The organism is Mycobacterium sp. E802, assembly GCF_001666875.1.
GTDB lineage: Bacteria > Actinomycetota > Actinomycetes > Mycobacteriales > Mycobacteriaceae > Mycobacterium.
Map to the genome: position 1 here is coordinate 1 of NZ_LZJD01000172.1, position 17,345 is coordinate 17,345.

A 17,345-nucleotide genomic window follows, 5' to 3' on the forward strand; every position below is an offset into this window, starting at 1 on the left:
GAGGCCGGCTGGAGCCAAGGTGATCGACGTCACGGTCGCCAGGGTGGCGGCGAATACCTTCGGGCGCGTCATAACGGAAGCACGGCGCTGTAGATGTTCACGCTGTCATCGGAGCTGTCGGTGCTCATCTGCGCTGAGGCGAACAATCGCACACTCGCCGCTCCGCCGCACTCGTCGATCTTGACGTGGGCGTCCAGAACCGAGATCGTCGCCGTGCGTCCCTTCAGCGACTTGGCGCCCAGGCCCGTCGTGGTGATTCCGCCGGAATGCAAAGTGGTCCCGATGTCGGGACCGATCCCGAGGTCCGGGATATTCTCGAAAAGTAGGTCTGTGTCGAGATCCACGCCGAAGTCAAGGTCAAGTCCCTCGCTCAAGTCGGCCTGGCACCCGAGCTGGGCGCCGAGCACCAATTGTCCGCTGTTGACCGGTATCGCGCCATCGCCTTCCACGGTGATCGTCACGCGCCCGCTGAGGAAGCCTTCCCTGGTCAACAGGGCGGCTGCCATGTTCGGCACTGCGTTGATACTGACTTCGGTGAACGCGACCTTCATTCGCCAGCCGTCGACCGTATTGATGGTTCGCGAAACATCGGGAACCGCAACCGATTCGGCGTGAGATATGCCGGTGGTAAAGCTGAGGAGGATGGCGTTCGCCGCCGCTGCACCGGCGAATTTCCTTAGGATCAACGGGAATAACCTCACTATGTCTCGAGTACAGGCAAGGGTGGACTGCGGGTCCGCGCTTGCTGTCCGGACATCGTGACCCATGAAGGTATGAACCCGCTATGTGTGGCGTGGGTGGCAGACGGCTTGGTATGGCCGGGCATTGCTTTGGAATACCATTGTGCCCCAGCATCATTAGATGAAAATGGCCATTCCGTGGGTGTGTTGAACGGCAGTCCGTGATCCCCGATTCATAGGCTGGGGACAGCATGGCCATAGCTCGCGCCAAGTCGATGCGGAGATGATGTAGTGGCTAGAAGCGTGTTGACAACAAGAGGATGTGAACAATGCCGAAATTGAATCGGGGCGTAGTCGGATCGGCTCTGGTGGCTGCCTCCGTGCTGTTTGGGGGTGCGACGCTCGGAACCGCGGTCGCCGTTGCGGCGCCCCCGCCTCCGTGCGCGCCGGGCGCGCCCTGTGGGCCGGGTGGCCCCGGGGGCCCGGGGCCGGGTGGACCTGGCGGACCGGGGATGCCCGGACCGGGTGGACCTGGCGGACCGGGATTTGGTGGACCCGGGGCGGGTGGGCCGGGACCGGCACCCTGCCCGCCGTTGGCGCCCTGCCCGCCGCGGTAGCCGGCTGGGATTGAGACCGTCAGCCCGGTGCAACGCCGCTGAGGTCGCCCAGTGCGACGCTCGGGTGCTGTACCGGGCTGATTTGTATCCTTGCTTACCTAGCAAGCGCTTGGTTGCTATGCTGTGGCCATGGTGCCGGATACGCCCAGCCCACCGGCAAGCAGACGCGACGAACTCTTGGAGCTCGCCGCCACGATGTTCGCCGAACGCGGCCTGAAGGCGACGACAGTCCGCGATATCGCCGACTCCGCTGGAATTCTCTCCGGCAGTCTCTATCACCACTTCAAGTCCAAAGAACAAATGGTCGAGGAAGTGCTCAAGGACTTCCTGGATTGGCTGTTCGGGCGGTACGAGCAGATCCTCGAGCAGGAGTCCAGTCCACTCGGCCGGCTCACCGGCCTGTTCATGGCCTCCTTCGAGGCGATCGAGCACCGGCACGCGCAGGTGGTGATCTACCAGGACGAGGCCAAGCGACTGTCGGCGATCCCGCAGTTCGGCTTCGTCGACGAACGCAACAAAGAACAGCGCAAGATGTGGATCGACATCCTGCACCAGGGCATCGCCGACGGATCGTTCCGCCCCGACCTCGACGTCGACCTGGTGTACCGGTTCATCCGTGACACCACCTGGGTCTCGGTTCGCTGGTATCAACCGGGCGGTCCGCTCACGGCCGAGCAGGTGGGCCGGCAATACCTCGCCATCGTCCTCGGCGGCATCGTCGCGGATAACGACACTGTCAAAGGAGACAACCATGCGTGAGGCTTACATCGTCGACGCCGTGCGTACGCCGGTCGGCAAGAAGAACGGCGCGCTGGCGCAGGTGCACCCGATCGACCTGGGCGTGCACGCATTCCGCGCCATCTTCGACCGCAACGACGTCGATCCGGGTGCGGTTGACGACGTCATCGTCGGCTGTGTCGACGCCATCGGCGGGCAGGCCGGCAACATCGGCCGCCTGACCTGGCTGGCCGCCGGCTACCCCGAGGCCGTCCCCGGCGTCACCGTCGACCGGCAGTGTGGTTCCAGCCAGCAGGCCATCTCCTTCGGCGCTCAGGCGATCATGTCCGGCACCGCCGATCTGATCCTGGCCGGCGGCATGCAGAACATGAGCTGGGTGCCGATCTCCTCGGCCATGATCGTCGGCAAGGAGTTCGGATTCACCTCGCCCACAAACGAATCCAAGAACTGGCTGCACCGCTACGGCGATCAGGAGATCTCGCAGTTCCGTGGCTCGGAGCTGATCGCCGAGAAGTGGGACATCTCGCGCGAGGAGATGGAGCAGTTCGCCTACACCAGCCATCAGCGGGCCTTCGCCGCGATCCGGGCCGGGCACTTCGACAACGAGATCGTCCCGGTCGGTGACTTCGGTGTCGACGAGGGTCCGCGGGAGACCACGCTGGAGAAGATGGCCTCGCTGCAGCCCCTGGTCGAAGGTGGCCGGCTGACCGCCGCGTTGGCCAGCCAGATCTCCGATGGTGCCTCGGCCGTGCTGCTGGCCTCAGAGGAAGCGGTCAACAAGCACAACCTGAAGCCTCGCGCCCGCATTCACCACATCAGCGCCCGCGGCGACGATCCGGTGATGATGCTGACCGGCCCGATCCCTGCCACCCAGTACGCCCTGGAGAAGACCGGTCTGTCGATCGAGGACATCGACACCGTCGAGATCAACGAGGCATTCGCACCTGTCGTGCTGGCCTGGCTCAAGGAGACCAAGGCCGATCCGGAGAAGGTCAACCCGAGCGGTGGCGCCATCGCCCTGGGCCACCCGCTCGGTGCCACCGGCGCCAAGCTGTTCGCCACGATGCTCAACACCCTGGAGCGCACCGGCGGCCGTTACGGCCTGCAGACCATGTGTGAGGGCGGCGGCACCGCCAACGTCACCATCATCGAGCGCCTCTAGTTTTCCCGCGAGCAGACGCAAAACCGCACTTTTTCACGCGAAAGGGTGCGGTTTTGCGTCTGCTCGGCACGGGGTAAGTGTGGGTGATGAGCACGGAGGTTAAAGGCGACGAGAGTGCCCTGACTGTCGCCGTCGCACTCGGTGCCAACGCCTTGATCGCGGTCGCCAAAACCGTGGTCGCAGGTATCACCGGCTCGGCGTCCATGCTTGCCGAGGCGGCGCACTCCTGGGCAGACACCGGCAACGAGGTGTTCCTGTTGATCGGCACCCGCAAGTCGATGAAGCCGGCCGATGCGCAACACCGGTTGGGTTATGGGCGGGCCGGTTACATCTGGTCGATGTTCGCCGCCTTCGGGTTGTTCACCGTCGGCGCGGTGGTGTCGATCTGGCACGGGATCTCCTCGCTCGGCGGCGAAGGTGAGGCGACGTCGTACGGCTGGGCCTACGCCGTGCTCGGCGTCGCGTTCGTGCTCGAGGGCACGTCGTTTGCGCAGGCGCTTCATCAGACGAGATCGGGTGCGGTGCAACGACGTATCCACCCACTGCGCTATATCAGGGTGACCTCGAATCCGATGCTGCGCGCGGTATTCGCCGAAGACCTCTCCGCACTGATTGGCTTGGTGATCGCGGCGCTCGGAGTCCTGGCACACCAGCTCACCGGAAACGCGGTGTGGGATGCGCTCGGCTCGATCCTGGTCGGTGTGCTGCTGGGCGGTGTCGCATTGTTCCTCATCGGACGCAACATGGACTTTCTGACCGGTGAGGCGGCCACCCCACTGGCCCGCAACAGCGTGCTGTGGCAGTTGCTCAACCACACCGACATCGAACGGGTCAGCTATCTGCACATGGAATGGGTTGGCGCCGACCGCATCTACCTGGTGGCCGCGGTCGATCTGATTGGTGACGCCGCCGAGTCTGACGTAGCCGCCCGGCTCCACGCGATCGCCGATGCCTTGCAGAGCCGCCCGGAGATCGTGCGTGCGGTCCTCACCCTGACCCGCCCCGGTGATCCCACCGACCTACGGCCCGAGGAGCTACCCGACTGGTATGACCGGCCTGTCGAGTAGGGCGGTGGGCATAATGGTCGCCTTATGGTGAGCCTGACACAGCTCGAGGTGCTGATCGGTGTTGTCGAGGCCGGTGGTTTCTCGGGAGCGGCCAAGAAGCTGTTCATGAGCCAACCGTCGGTGTCCAATCACATCCGTAACCTGGAGAGTTCCCTCGGAATGCGGCTGGTGCAGCGGAGTACCCAAGGTGCCAGGACCACTCCGGCCGGTGATGTCGTCGTCGAACATGCCCGTCGGATCTTCGATCAGTTGGCAAGCCTGGAACGTCAGGTCGCCGGGTTGCGCGGTTTGGAAGCCGGCCGGTTGGTGGTGGCCGGGACCACCACGTTGGGCACCTACCTCTTACCGGGGTTGCTGTCCGAATTCACCGAGCAGGCCCCGAACGTCGAGTGCCAGCTTCGGGTGGGCAACGAGGACACCGTGGAGAACTGGCTGTTGCGGGGTGAGGTGGCACTGGGCTTGTGCGCCGAGATGCCGAGCGAGGAACAACTCATTGCCAAGCCCATGTTCGAAGAAGCGATGATGCTGGTGGCGACGGCCGCGACGCCGTTGGCCGGCCGAAAGCTACGACCGGAAGATCTTGTCGACCAACGGTTTCTGATGCGTGAGATGGGATCTGCGACGCGCCGGCAGCAGGAGGCCGCACTTCGATTGTGGGGTTTGGATTCCGCCGACCAATGGGATCTGTGGGGCCCCGACACGCTCAAGGAGGCCGCGTACGCCGGTCTTGGCCTTGCGCTGTTGTCGGAGCATGTGACCGCCCGCGAACGTGCCGCCGGCCTGCTGGTCGCGCTTTCCGTGGACCCGCCGGCACCCAGCCGTACCGCGTACCTGGTGCGCCGGGCAGACCGGGTGCTGACGCCGCCAGAGGAGGCGTTCGTCGCGCTCGTGGGTGGCATCGCGGCCTGGCCGACCTGAGCTAGGGGCTATAGGTCCGATAGCCAAATCGGGGGTTCTCTATGACGCCGATCACAAGCACTCTTACTGCGACCCGTTCACATGCGAGTTCGCGACAGGAGTGCACTTGTGGAGCGCCGTTCATTCAGCGTTAACGGCCGGAGATACGTCATGCCGGACGCCCCTGTCGTCGTGATCTGTATCGACGGCAGCGAACCGGACTACCACTTGGCGGCGATGGGGGCAGGCCGGATGCCATGGCTGAGTCGGATGCTGGAGGCTGACGCCAGCTCCTGGCCCGCGCATTGCACGATGCCTGCGCTGACGAATCCGAACAACGTGTCCATCGCGACCGGTCAGCCGCCCAGCGTGCACGGCATCAGCGGTAACTACATCTTCGACTCCGAACGAGGCGAAGAGGTGTTGATGAACGACAAGCGATTTCTGCGCGCTCCAACCGTTTTCGCTGCTGCCGCAGACGTCGGCCTCGACGTCGTGGTGGTCACCGCCAAGGACAAGCTGCGGCGGCTCCTCGGCGCCGGTCTGGTCGAGGCGGGACCCAGCCTCGACGGTACAGGTGATTTCGTCGCTCCCAGGCGCACGGGTATCTGCTTTTCGGCCGAGAAAGCCGATGAGGCCACCGTGGCGCACCACGGCATCGAGAACGTGGTCGAGCTGGTCGGCAGGCCTGTGCCCGAGGTCTACTCGGCGGAGCTGTCCGAGTTCACCCTGGCCGCAGGCGCGGCCATTTTCCGGTCGCGCGACGTTGACCTGATGTATCTGTCGCTGACCGACTACATCCAGCACAAGCACGCTCCGGGTACCGACACGGCGAATGCGTTCTACGAGATGATCGACTCGTACGCCGACCAATTCGATGAGCTCGGTGCGGTCGTCGTCATCACCGCCGATCATGGAATGAGCGCGAAGACCGACGCGGCCGGCGCCGCCAGGGTGGTTTTCGTCGAAGAGGAAGTGCGCAATGCGCTCGGCGCTGCGCCCGCCGTACCGGGAACCGAAGGCGCCGAAGGCATCCGCGTCATCCTGCCGATCACCGACCCGTACACCGTGCATCACGGGGCGCTGGGATCGTTCGCCGGCATCTACCTGCCCGCCGGAGCGGACCACGACCGGGTCATCGACTGGTTGAGGCGCATCGACGGTATCCAAGCCGTGCACAACCGGCAGGAGGCAGCCGAGATCTATCGGTTGCCCGCCGACCGGATCGGTGACATCGTCGTCCTCGCTGAAGCCGGCACCGCGGTCGGCCGGTTTGCCGAATGGCATGACCTGACTGGTCTGGATGCGCCGCTGCGCTCCCACGGCGCCCTGGGGGAGTTGCAGATCCCGTTCATCGTCAACCGCGGCCTTCCACGCCCGGGACTCCTCGACGAGCCCTACGGACAACCGGCGTGCATCCACAACTACGACGCATTCTGGGTGGCCACCACCCTGGTTTCCGAGTGTCAGCCCCAGACCGCGTCAGCGGTGTAGATCCAAGTCGATTGGTGAAAGGCCACGATGTCCAGTACCCACGAAAAACCGATGGCCGCGTTCGATGCCGTCGCTGTGTCGGAGGCAAAATTCTCTCGTCTGAAGTGGCGCATGCTGCTTGCGGCGATGTTCTGTTACCTGTTCTTCTACACCGGACGCCAGACGTTCGGGTTCGCCATCCCCGGTATCGAAGAGGACCTCGGCCTCAGCAAGACCACCCTCGGGGCCATCAGCGGCGTGATGTTGTGGAGCTACGCCGTCGGCCAGATGATCAACGGCAACCTGGCCGACAAATTCGGTGGCAGGCGGTTGATGGCACTGGGAGCGGTGCTGTCCACAATGATGAACTGGTGCACCAGCTTCTCGGTGGGAACCAAGTCATTGGGCTTCTTCTGGGCAGCCAACGGCTTCACCCAGGCCATGGGGTGGCCGTCCGGCGGCAGGGTGATCTCCAACTGGTGGGGACCTCACGAGCGCGGTAAGAGCTTCGGCTTCTACACCTTCGCTGCCGGTATGGCTTCAGTGCTGGCGTTCATCACCTCCACCGTGGTGGTGGACACTCTCGATCTCGACTGGGAGTGGATCTTCCGGATCCCGGTGCTGCTCATGCTCATTGGCGGCGTCACCTTCTACTTGGTGGCACGCGAGAATCCCAAGGAGGCCCGGATCACCCCGCCCGCGTCCTACACGAGGGATGAAGAACATGTGGAGCGCTCGGTGGCCGAAGCCGACCAGGGCCGCTCGGTCGACCGATACAAGGCAGTGCTGCGCAATCCGAAGATTTGGTCGACCGGTATCGCGATCGGCTTTCAGAACGCCGCACGCTACGGCCTGCTGATCTGGGTGCCGGTGTACTTCCTCGGCCGCGACTGGGAGAGCGGCGAATCCGGTGGTATCAGTCCGCTGTGGATCTCAGTGGCACTGCCGATCGGCATGGCCGTCGGCGCGCTCGTCAATGGCCAACTGTCCGACCGCATCTTCGGGTCCCGTCGTGACCGCCCGATCGTACTTTTCATGGTCCTCGGTGCAGTCTTTGCGATGACGATGTACCTCGCTCACCTGGGTACCGTCGCCGGAATCGTGGTGCTGTTCATGACCGGGTTCTTCGTCTACGGTCCGCAGTCCTCCTTTTGGGCGCTGTGCCCGGACCTTGCCGGAAAGAAGATGGCCGGAACGGCAACGGGGGTGGTGAACTTCTTCTCCTACCTGTTCGCCGGCGCCGCCGAGCCGCTCGTCGGCCACATCATGGATGACACCGGCAACACATCGCTCATCTTTCCGATCGTGGCAACCTCATGTATAGCCAGTGCACTGGTTGCACTCACCATCCGACGCTGACCCCAACAAAGGAAGACAGTATGAGAACCATCGTCAACGGCGTCCACGACGATCACGGTGTATCCAGTGCCCAGACGGCCAACGCGGCCGTGTGGTCCGGCGTCGAAAGAGGATTTTCCATAGAGCCGCAGTCATTTCCGGCGCTTCGCCCCGGCGAGGTACTCGTCAGTGTCGAGTTGGCGACCATCTGCGGTAGCGATCTGCACACCATCAACGGCGACCGGCCGACACCGCTGCCGACTGTGCTGGGACATGAAACTGTAGGCACCATCGCGGACATCGGCGGTGTGGTCTACGGCCACGATGGTGAACGTCTGGCCGTAGGCGACCGGATCACCTGGACCATCGGTACAGCCTGCGGCGAGTGCCGGCGCTGCACGCGCGGGCTCTCGCAGAAATGCCTGCAAGTACGCAAATACGGTCATCAGGCAATCGACGAGCACTGGCGACTCAACGGTGGGTTGGCTACACACTGTCATCTCGTCGCCGGAACCGGTCTGGTGAAGGTTCCCGACGCACTGCCGTCGGCGATCGCCGCACCGGCCAACTGCGCCACCGCCACCGTGGTCTGTGCGGCCCGGCGAATCGGATTGGCTGCGGACGATGTGGTGATCGTGATGGGGTGCGGCATGCTGGGCCTCACCGCTGTGGCTTATGCCCGCGACCGTGGCGTACAGCAAGTGATCGCCTGCGACACCGATGCCGACCGGCGCCGGCTGGCCGGTCGATTCGGCGCGACGGCGTCGTGTGAACCCGCTGAACTCGCAGCTGTGGCAGATGAATACGGCGCCGACGCCATCTTCGAGCTCTCCGGTAGCAGCCGAGCGGTGCAGAGCGCCCTCGACATCGTCGATGTCGGCGGCCGGATCGCACTGGTCGGCTCGGTATCTCCGGCTCCCGAAATCAGCTTCGAGCCAAGCGGATACGTCAAGAATCTGACCTCGATGGTCGGAAGTCACAACTACCGCCTCGACGACCTCGCCGAAGCGGTCGACTTCCTGGCGCGTACCGACGAGCAACAGCTGTTCACCGATCTGGTTTCCCAACCCTACGCATTGAACGACATCGACGCTGCTGTCGCGGCGGCCCGCACGGGAATCAAGCCCCGCGTAGCCGTCCACATGCGTTGAACACATCCACCTAAAGGAGAGAATCTTATGAGCACAGGATCGACCGAGCGGATCAGTCTGGTCGTCTTCGACATGGCCGGCACCACCGTTGAGGACAGTGGCTTGGTACAACAGTCATTCCTGGCGGCAGACCGCCACGCCGGCCTCTCGAAGACCGACGCCGACCGCGACGAGATGCTGCGCTACGTGTCCGAGACCATGGGGCAGTCCAAGATCACCGTGTTCCGCCACCTGGCTGGTGGTGATGAAGAACAGGCGCAGACGGCAAACAAGGAGTTCGAACGCTGCTATGCGCAGCTCGTCTCGGAGGGCAATTGCAGTCCGATTCCCGGTGCCGAGGACGTGATCACCTCGCTGCGTTCTTCCGGCGTGAAGACTGCACTCACAACCGGATTCGCTAAAGAAACCCAATCAGCGATCATCGACGCTCTGGGTTGGCAGAAGCTGGCCGACATCGTGTTGTGTCCCGGAGAGGGCGTGCGTGGTCGGCCGTACCCGGACATGCCGCTGACCGCATTGCTGCGCACCGAAACCGATTCCGTGCGGTCGATGATCGTGGTGGGCGACACCTCCTCGGACGTGATTAGCGGTCTGCGGGCTGGGGCTCTGGCCGCGGTTGGCGTGCTGACCGGTGCACACGACACGGCAGCGCTTTCCGGGGCTGGGGCGACCCACATCATCGACAGCGTGGCTGCGTTGCCGGGCTTGGTGGAATCGCTGGGTTAAGTCAGTTCGCCCCGGACACCGGCACGGCATGCGGTAGCGCCGGAGCCGGTGTGCATGAAGCGTCCCGGCCATGAATATCCGCTCACTCGTCGTCGACTGGGCTTGTGACAACCCTGTTTACAGAGTCACACCCAGCGGCTGCGGGCCGGCGGGGCCTGCGGCGTCACCCAGGCCTTGGCGTAGCGGTTCTTCCCGGCCCGCTGCGGATCGCGGCTGCGGTAGATCACAAAGGGACGGACCAGATAGCCGATCGGCGCGCTGAACATGTGCACCAACCGGGTGTAGGGCCAGAAGCCGAGCAGGGCAACGACTATCAGAACATGGGCCTGGAACGTCCACGGCGTCTCGGCCATCAACTGGGGCGCCGGGTGCAGGGTGAACAGGCTGCGGAACCACGGCGACACCGTCTCGCGATAGTTGTACGTCGAGAAGACGTTGGTCAGCGTGTTGAGCATGCCGGTGGCCAGCGCACCGACCAGCAGCAGGTACATCACCTTGTCGTTGAGTGTGGTCGCGGTGCGCACCTCCGGCACGGTCACCCGGCGGTACAGCAGGATGCCCACCCCGGCGACGACGGCGATGCCGGCCAATGACCCCATGCTCACCGACATCAGGTGGTAGACGTGTTCGGAGACACCCACGGCCGAGGTCCACGACTGCGGGATCAGCAGCCCGACAACGTGACCGGCAAGCACACCGAGGATACCGAAATGGAACAACGGACTGCCCAGGCGCAGCAGCCTGCTTTCATAGATCTGGGAAGACCGTGTGGTCCAACCGAACTGGTCGGCCCGGTAACGCCAGATGTGCCCGAGTGCGAACGACGTGAAGGCGATGTAGGGCAGGGTCATCCACAACACGTTGCTCATGCTCGACCTCCTGAAGCCATGGGATCCATCGCAAACGGATCCAGCCCGACATCCTCGTCGGGCGGACCCTCCGCGGCCAGTTGGGCGATGCGGCGGCGGTCAGCGCTGTTCACTGGCGGCAGTGTGGACAGGATCGCCGCCAGCAGACCCGCGTAGTAGGACTCGTTGTCCTGCAGAGAAAGCCGCAGCAGCTCGAGCACCGGGACATGTTCGGCCAGCAGCCGTTCCCCTTGGGCGTGATCGACGGTCGCGGCGAACTCGAGCACCATCGGCAGATAGTCCGGCAGCTCCGTGTTCTCCAATTCACCGACCTCCAGGCCGGCCTGCCGGTAGGCGTGCTTGAACCGCAGCAGCGCCATACCGCGTTTACGGGTGTCGCCGTAGGCGTAATAGGTGAGGTGAAGGCTGGAACGCCGACGCATGTCGAAGGTCTCGACGTAGTTCGACGCCCGTTGCATGGTGTCTGACTGGCGGAACCGCAATGCGAACTCGGTCAGCGGTGCTCGCACCGATTCCGGAAGTTCGTCGGATATGGCATCCAATTGGTCGACGAGCACGGCGGTTTCGGCCGTCGGGTAGTCGAGCATCAAGGCAGTGAGACGCCACACCAGGCGCTGCTGGCGCTCGGACAGCGAGGTGCCGGTACCGGTTCTGCGGCCGCGGGTGAGTAGCTTCATGTGGTCGGTAACAACCCGTCTGTGCTCCGGCCGTCCCAGTTGAGGAGGTTGACCCGGGCCGGGTCACCTTGCGGAACAGCATCATTGGTGTGGGTCAGATGGAACTTGTCCACCATGGTGTCGAACGCGGTCATGCCCGGCCCGCCTTCACCGTCCAGGCTGCAACCGGTGGCCAGGGCGTCGAGCCGGTGGGCGTCCGAACCGGCCCCGGTCGGGATGACATAGCGGTCCTGATATTTGGCGATGGCCAACAGCCGGTACATCGATTCGATCTCGTCACCACTCAACCGCACCGACGCCGGGATGGTCTCGTCGAACTCTTCGCCCAGGTTCGCCGAGCGCATGTAGGCGCGCATGGCGGCCAGTCGTTGCAGCGCGGCCCGGACGGGTGCGACGTCACCCGCGGTGAACAGCTCGGCCAGGTATTCGACCGGGATTCGCAGTGTGTCGATGGCGCCGAACAGGTTGTTCTTGTTCTCGCCGTCGTGACCGGTCTCTTTCAGGATGTCGACCACCGGCGACAGCGGCGGCACGTACCACACCATCGGCATGGTCCGGTATTCCGGATGCAGCGGCAGGGCCACCTGGTAGTCGACGATCAGCCGGTACACCGGTGAATTCTGCGCGGCTTCAATCCATTCCGGGGAGATGCCGGCCCGCTCAGCCTCCGCCACCACGCGAGGGTCATGCGGATTGAGGAACACGCCGAGCTGTGAGGGGTAGAGGTCCTTGTCGTCGGTGACCGATGCGGCCTGCAGAACCGCGTCGGCGTCGTACAGCATCACGCCGATGTAGCGCAACCGCCCGACGCAGGTCTCCGAGCACACCGTGGGGATGCCGACCTCGACGCGCGGGTAGCAGAACGTGCACTTCTCGGCCTTGCCGGTCTTGTGGTTGAAGTAGATCTTCTTGTACGGACACCCGGTGACGCACTGGCGCCAGCCCCGGCACTTGTCCTGATCCACCAGGACGATGCCGTCTTCGGAGCGCTTGTAAATCGCGCCGGAGGGACACGCTGCGGCGCAGGCCGGGTTGAGGCAGTGCTCACAGATCCGCGGCAGGTAGAACATGAAGGTCTGCTCGAACTCGAGCTTGACCTTGTCTTCGAGCTTGCCCAACAACGGGTCCCGGCCCACCTGCTCCGGACCACCGCCCAGGTCGTCGTCCCAATTGGCCCCCCAGGTGACCTTGGTGTCACGCCCGGTGATCAACGACTTGGGCCGTGCCACCGGCGTGGTGTCCATGGCCGGTGCGGCGAGCAGGTTCTCGTAGTCGTAGGTCCACGGGTCGTAGTAGTCCGACACCGTGGGCAGGTCGGGGTTGGCAAAGATGTTCAGCAGACGCTTGAACCGGGAGCCCGACTTGAGGGCGAGCTTGCCGCGCTTGTTCAGCGTCCAGCCGCCCTTCCACTTCTCCTGATCCTGGTATTGGCGCGGATAGCCCTGCCCGGGACGGGTTTCCACGTTGTTGAACCACACGTACTCCACGCCGCTGCGGTTGGTCCAGGCCTGCTTGCAGGTGACGCTGCAGGTGTGGCAGCCGATGCACTTGTCGAGGTTCATCACCATCGCGAGCTGTGCCATTATCCTCATTGGTCCACTCCGCAAGCTTCGTGTCCGGTCATCGTCTAGTACTCCACTTCCTGCGAGCGACGACGAATCGTGGTCACCTCGTCGCGTTGATTTCCGGTGGGCCCGTGGTAGTTCAGGGCGAAGGACTGCTGCGCATACCCGCCGATCAGGTGGGTCGGCTTGATCATGATCCGGGTCAGCGCGTTGTGGATACCGCCGCGCTTGCCGTTCTTCTCGGTGCGTGGCACGTCAACGGCCTTGTCCTGGGCGTGGTACATGAACACCAGGCCCTCCGGCATGCGGTGGCTGACGATCGCCCGGGCATTCACCACACCGTTGCGGTTGGTGCATTCGATCCAGTCGTTGTCCTTGACCCCGATCTTGGCGGCGTCCACGTCTGACATCCAGATGCACTGACCGCCCCGGGACAGGGTCAGCATGTACAGGTTATCCTGGTACGCAGAGTGAATCGACCATTTGGAGTGCGGCGTCAGGTAGCGCACGGTGATCGAACGACCGGCTGTGCTTCCTACCACGGGCTCGTCGAACAGCGCCGTCATGTCCAGCGGCGGCCGGAATGTCGGCAGTTGCTCACCGAGCTCACTCATCCAGTCGTGGTCCAGATAGAAGTGCTGGCGGCCGGTCAGGGTGTGCCAGGGCTTGAGTCGCTCAGTGTTGATGGTGAAGGGGGAGTAGCGCCGGCCGCCGGTCTCCGAACCCGACCATTCCGGTGAGGTGTTGACCGGCACCGGCCGGGCCTGGGTGTCGGCGAACGTGATTCGTTTACCTTCGTTCTCCTTGGCGAGATCGACCAGCTCGGTGCCGGTACGACGCTCCAGCGCCTCGAAGCCTTCGACGGCCAGGCGCCCATTGGTGGTGCCCGACAGCGCGAGGATGGCCTCAGCAGCGTGGGTGTCCTTGGCCAACAACGGACGCCCGACTGCGACGCCGCTGACCACGGTGCCGTTGACCCCGCACAGGTACTCGACCTCGGGCTCGGGATGCGTCGTCACCCCCTTGGTGGTGAGGCCGACGGTTTCCACCATCGGCCCCAGAGCGGCCATCTTCTCGGCGATCGCCGGGTAGTCGCGCTCCACCATCACCAGCCGGGGCATGGTCTTGCCGGGAATTGGTTCGCACTCACCGGCTTTCCAGTCCAGGACGCGACCGCCGGGCTGCGCGGTGGCGTCCGCGCTGTCGTGCTGCAACGGCATGGCCACGATGTCGTTGCGTTTGCCGAGGTGCTTTTCGGCCAGCCAGGAGAAGCCGCGGGCGATGCGGTGGAACGCGTCGAAGTCGGTCTTCGTCTCCCACGGCGGTGAGATGGCCGGAGAGAAGGCATGCACGAACGGGTGCATGTCGGTGCTCGACAGGTCGTGCTTTTCGTACCAGGTGGCCGCGGGCAGCACGATGTCGGAGAACAGCGTCGTGCTGGTGTTGCGGAAATCCAGGGACAGCAGCAGATCCAGCTTGCCCACCGGGGCCTCGTCGCGCCAACGGACCTCTTGTGGCCGGATACCGTCCTCGTCGCGCGCGGCGACCGCGGAGTCGGTGCCGAGCAGGTGTTTGAGGAAGTACTCGTTGCCCTTGGCCGACGAGCCGAGCAGGTTCGACCGCCACACCGTCAGGCAGCGCGGGAAGTTCTCCGGGGCGTCTGGATCTTCGCAGGCGAACTGCAGATGGCCCGATTTGAGGCCGTCCACCACGTAACCGGCGGCGTCTTTGCCGAGGCGGTCAGCCTCGTCGGCCAGATCCAGCGGGTTGCGGTTGAACGTCGGGTAACTCGGCATCCAGCCGAGCCGGCTGGCCAAAGCGATGTTGTCCGCGGCGGTGCGGCCTTCAAACTTCCCCTCGGCCAGAGGCGAGGCCATCACCTCCGAGGTGAACGGGTCGTAGCGCCACTGATCGGTCGCCAGATACCAGAACACCGTGCCCTGCATCTGCCGTGGCGGTCGCTGCCAGTCCAGGCCGAAAGCCAATGTGGCCCAACCGGTGACGGGCCGGCACTTCTCCTGGCCGACGTAGTGCGCCCAGCCGCCGCCGTTGACGCCCTGGCAGCCGGTGAGCATCACCAGGGTGAGAAACGACCGGTAGATCTGGTCGGAATGAAACCAGTGATTGGTGCCCGCGCCCATCAGGATCATCGACCGACCCTTGGAACGCTCGGCGTTGTCGGCGAACTCGCGGGCGATCCGTTCGGCGGCCGCGGCAGGCACGCCGGTGATCTCTTCCTGCCACGCCGGGGTATAGGGCTCGGCCGCATCGTCATATCCCGACGGCCACTGCCCGGGCAGACCCTCCCGAGCCACCCCGTACTGCGCGAGCATCAGGTCGAAGACGGTCGTCACCCGTTGTCCGGCAACGATTCTGGTCGGCACGCCACGTTCCAGCACGCCCGGCTGGTCGCCGTCAAACCGCGGAAGGAACACCGTGGCCGCCTCGGCGTCGCTGTCGTGCAATGTCAGCAGGGGGTGTACACCTTGCAGGTCCAGGTTCCAACGTCCCTCACCGGAGGCGGTGAACCGGTGTCCCAGCGATCCGTTGGGCACCACGGGTCGTCCGGCCTGGTCCAACAGGACTGTTTTGGACGCCGCCCCCTCGCCGGTGTCGCCGAGATCGGCTGCGGTGAGGAACTTCCCGGGCAGCACCCGGCCGTCGCGTTCGGTCAGCGTGACGAGGAACGGCAGGTCGGTGTACTTCTTCACGTATTCGGTGAAGTAGGGCGTCTGTCGCTGGACGAAGAATTCCTTGAGGATGACGTGGCCCATCGCCATGGCGAGCGCGGCGTCGGTCCCGGGACGCGCCGGCAGCCATTCGTCGGCGAACTTGGTGTTGTCGGCATAGTCCGGCGAGACGACGACCACCTTCTGGCCCCGGTAGCGTGCCTCGGTCATGTAGTGCGCGTCCGGAGTTCGGGTGACGGGGACGTTGGAACCCCACATGATCAGGTAGCCCGCGTCGAACCAGTCGGCTGATTCGGGTACGTCGGTCTGATCGCCGAACACCTGCGGCGAGGCCACCGGCAGGTCGGCGTACCAGTCGTAGAACGACAGCATCGACCCGCCGAGCAGCGAGATGAACCGGGCGCCGACGGCATGGCTGACCATCGACATCGCCGGGATCGGCGAGAATCCGGCCACCCGGTCCGGCCCGTACTTCTTGATCGTGTGGACGTGGGCGGCTGCGGCGATCTCGGCGGCCTCCCACCATTCGGCCCGGACAAATCCGCCCTTGCCTCGGGCGGCCTTGTACCGCTTGGACTTCTCCGGGTCTTCGACGATGTCGGCCCAGGCCAGCACGGGATCCTTTAGCCGCTCCTTGGCCTCGCGGTAGTACTCCAGCAGCACGCCGCGCACATAGGGATAGCGCACACGCGCAGGCGAATAGGTGTACCACGAGAACGACGCGCCGCGCGGGCACCCGCGTGGCTCGTACTCCGGCTTGTCGGCGCCGACCGATGGATAGTCGGTTTGTTGCGACTCCCAGGTGATGACGCCGTCTTTGACGTAGATCTTCCACGAGCAGGACCCCGTGCAGTTCACGCCATGAGTTGATCGCACCACTTTGTCGTGGGCCCACCGGTCACGGTAGAAGTCATCGGCCGAGCGGCCCCCGACCTTGTGCAGGGTCCGCTGATCGTCTGAAACTTCGCCGCGGTGGAAGTACTTGCCCAGTCGCAGCAACGCATCGGCAGGTGTATGACTGCCCGCGGGTGAATCAACCAAGATCTGTCCCTCCACGCTGTTGATGCACGAGCGTAAGGGCGGTTTTCGCCGCCTCAAAAGAACGCACTCACGGGCTGTGGGCGCTGTGAAATCGCGGTAACCCGGCAGTCATTTCACAGGAACACGCTGGTCATGGGGCAGCCGGCGGCCGGACCGGGATGTACGTCGTCTACCTGCAGGTCTTGCCTTGATTCGGCCGGAATCGAGGTGGACGAATACGCTCCGGGGCGGGCTCGCGCACCGTCCGCGGGCGCACAGGATTTATCACCGCGGTAACACGTCGTGGACAGGCTGCTGAGCCATGCTCGGACGGGTTGGGTCCCAGGCGATGGTGTGCCCGGGCGCAGAGCCCCGGTTCGTCGGCAGGTCGGCCAGGATTCAGCCGTGGAAGTGGTCGTTGTGGCTCCACCGATGCCTGCTATTGGAGGTGCAGTCCCTGGAGACGGCGCGCCGGACCAGTGGATCGTGGAGGCGACCGTGTTGGTCCTGTCTGTCGTGCCGTCGCGACGTCACGGCCGCCCAGTTTCAGGTCGATGGGCGTTGTGCCCGCCTGTTAGCGACACTTCAGCGACAATCGCCACACGGGTGTAATTGCGCCTCATCTGCTCCAGCGACGATCAGTACTTGCGTCACTCCAGCATCAATCTGACTCAC

At 64.4% G+C, this 17,345-nt stretch carries 13 protein-coding genes; 8 read left to right on the forward strand and 5 right to left on the reverse strand.

The features are described 5' to 3' along the window. Positions 1-68: 68 nt before the first annotated feature. Complete coding sequence (locus A5699_RS25070; RefSeq protein WP_231965826.1) at positions 69-701, reverse strand: MspA family porin; 633 nt, start codon at positions 699-701, stop codon at positions 69-71. 725 nt (positions 702-1,426) lie between these two features. Here A5699_RS25070 and kstR2 point away from each other — a divergent pair. The 8 genes from kstR2 (at position 1,427) to A5699_RS25110 (ending at position 9,849) form a co-directional block, all read left to right on the forward strand. Next, positions 1,427-2,056: a TetR family transcriptional regulator KstR2 gene (gene kstR2, locus A5699_RS25075; protein ID WP_067775533.1), complete on the forward strand. Its 630-nt coding sequence runs from the start codon at positions 1,427-1,429 to the stop codon at positions 2,054-2,056. Further along, positions 2,049-3,197: a steroid 3-ketoacyl-CoA thiolase FadA6 gene (fadA6, locus tag A5699_RS25080; RefSeq protein WP_067775536.1), complete on the forward strand. Its 1,149-nt coding sequence runs from the start codon at positions 2,049-2,051 to the stop codon at positions 3,195-3,197. Before kstR2 ends, fadA6 begins: the two co-directional genes overlap by 8 nt. Before the next feature lie 86 nt (positions 3,198-3,283). Next, entirely contained in the window at positions 3,284-4,264 is a 981-nt protein-coding gene (locus A5699_RS25085) for a cation diffusion facilitator family transporter (RefSeq protein WP_067775539.1), read from the forward strand. A 27-nt stretch (positions 4,265-4,291) separates the two neighbouring features. Further along, positions 4,292-5,182 (forward strand): LysR family transcriptional regulator, encoded by an 891-nt coding sequence (locus A5699_RS25090; protein WP_197508386.1) that lies wholly within the window; start codon positions 4,292-4,294, stop codon positions 5,180-5,182. An 81-nt stretch (positions 5,183-5,263) separates the two neighbouring features. Further along, on the forward strand, positions 5,264-6,655 hold the full coding sequence (gene phnA / locus A5699_RS25095) for a phosphonoacetate hydrolase (RefSeq protein WP_067775544.1): 1,392 nt from the start codon (positions 5,264-5,266) through the stop codon (positions 6,653-6,655). Positions 6,656-6,706: 51 nt separating this feature from the next. Then, complete coding sequence (locus tag A5699_RS25100; RefSeq protein WP_067775564.1) at positions 6,707-7,993, forward strand: MFS transporter; 1,287 nt, start codon at positions 6,707-6,709, stop codon at positions 7,991-7,993. Positions 7,994-8,013: 20 nt separating this feature from the next. After that, positions 8,014-9,123 (forward strand): zinc-binding dehydrogenase, encoded by a 1,110-nt coding sequence (locus A5699_RS25105; RefSeq protein WP_197508388.1) that lies wholly within the window; start codon positions 8,014-8,016, stop codon positions 9,121-9,123. 27 nt (positions 9,124-9,150) lie between these two features. Further along, positions 9,151-9,849 carry a phosphonatase-like hydrolase gene (locus A5699_RS25110; RefSeq protein WP_067775547.1) on the forward strand — a complete coding sequence of 233 codons (699 nt, stop codon included), beginning with the start codon at positions 9,151-9,153 and terminating at the stop codon, positions 9,847-9,849. Positions 9,850-9,974: 125 nt separating this feature from the next. Here the strand turns inward: A5699_RS25110 and narI are convergent, their stop codons facing one another. From narI to A5699_RS25130, 4 genes are read right to left on the reverse strand one after another with little or no spacing between them, the layout of a single operon-like run. Beyond that, on the reverse strand, positions 9,975-10,718 hold the full coding sequence (gene narI, locus A5699_RS25115) for a respiratory nitrate reductase subunit gamma (protein ID WP_067775549.1): 744 nt from the start codon (positions 10,716-10,718) through the stop codon (positions 9,975-9,977). Next, positions 10,715-11,395, reverse strand: a complete 681-nt coding sequence (gene narJ, locus A5699_RS25120; protein ID WP_067775552.1) for a nitrate reductase molybdenum cofactor assembly chaperone — start codon at positions 11,393-11,395, stop codon at positions 10,715-10,717. The genes narI and narJ overlap by 4 nt, the downstream gene beginning before the upstream one ends. Continuing rightward, positions 11,392-12,978: a nitrate reductase subunit beta gene (narH, locus tag A5699_RS25125; protein ID WP_082957873.1), complete on the reverse strand. Its 1,587-nt coding sequence runs from the start codon at positions 12,976-12,978 to the stop codon at positions 11,392-11,394. Before narH ends, narJ begins: the two co-directional genes overlap by 4 nt. A 44-nt stretch (positions 12,979-13,022) precedes the next feature. Then, entirely contained in the window at positions 13,023-16,691 is a 3,669-nt protein-coding gene (locus tag A5699_RS25130; RefSeq protein ID WP_197508389.1) for a nitrate reductase subunit alpha, read from the reverse strand. Between the last annotated feature and the right edge of the window lie 654 nt (positions 16,692-17,345).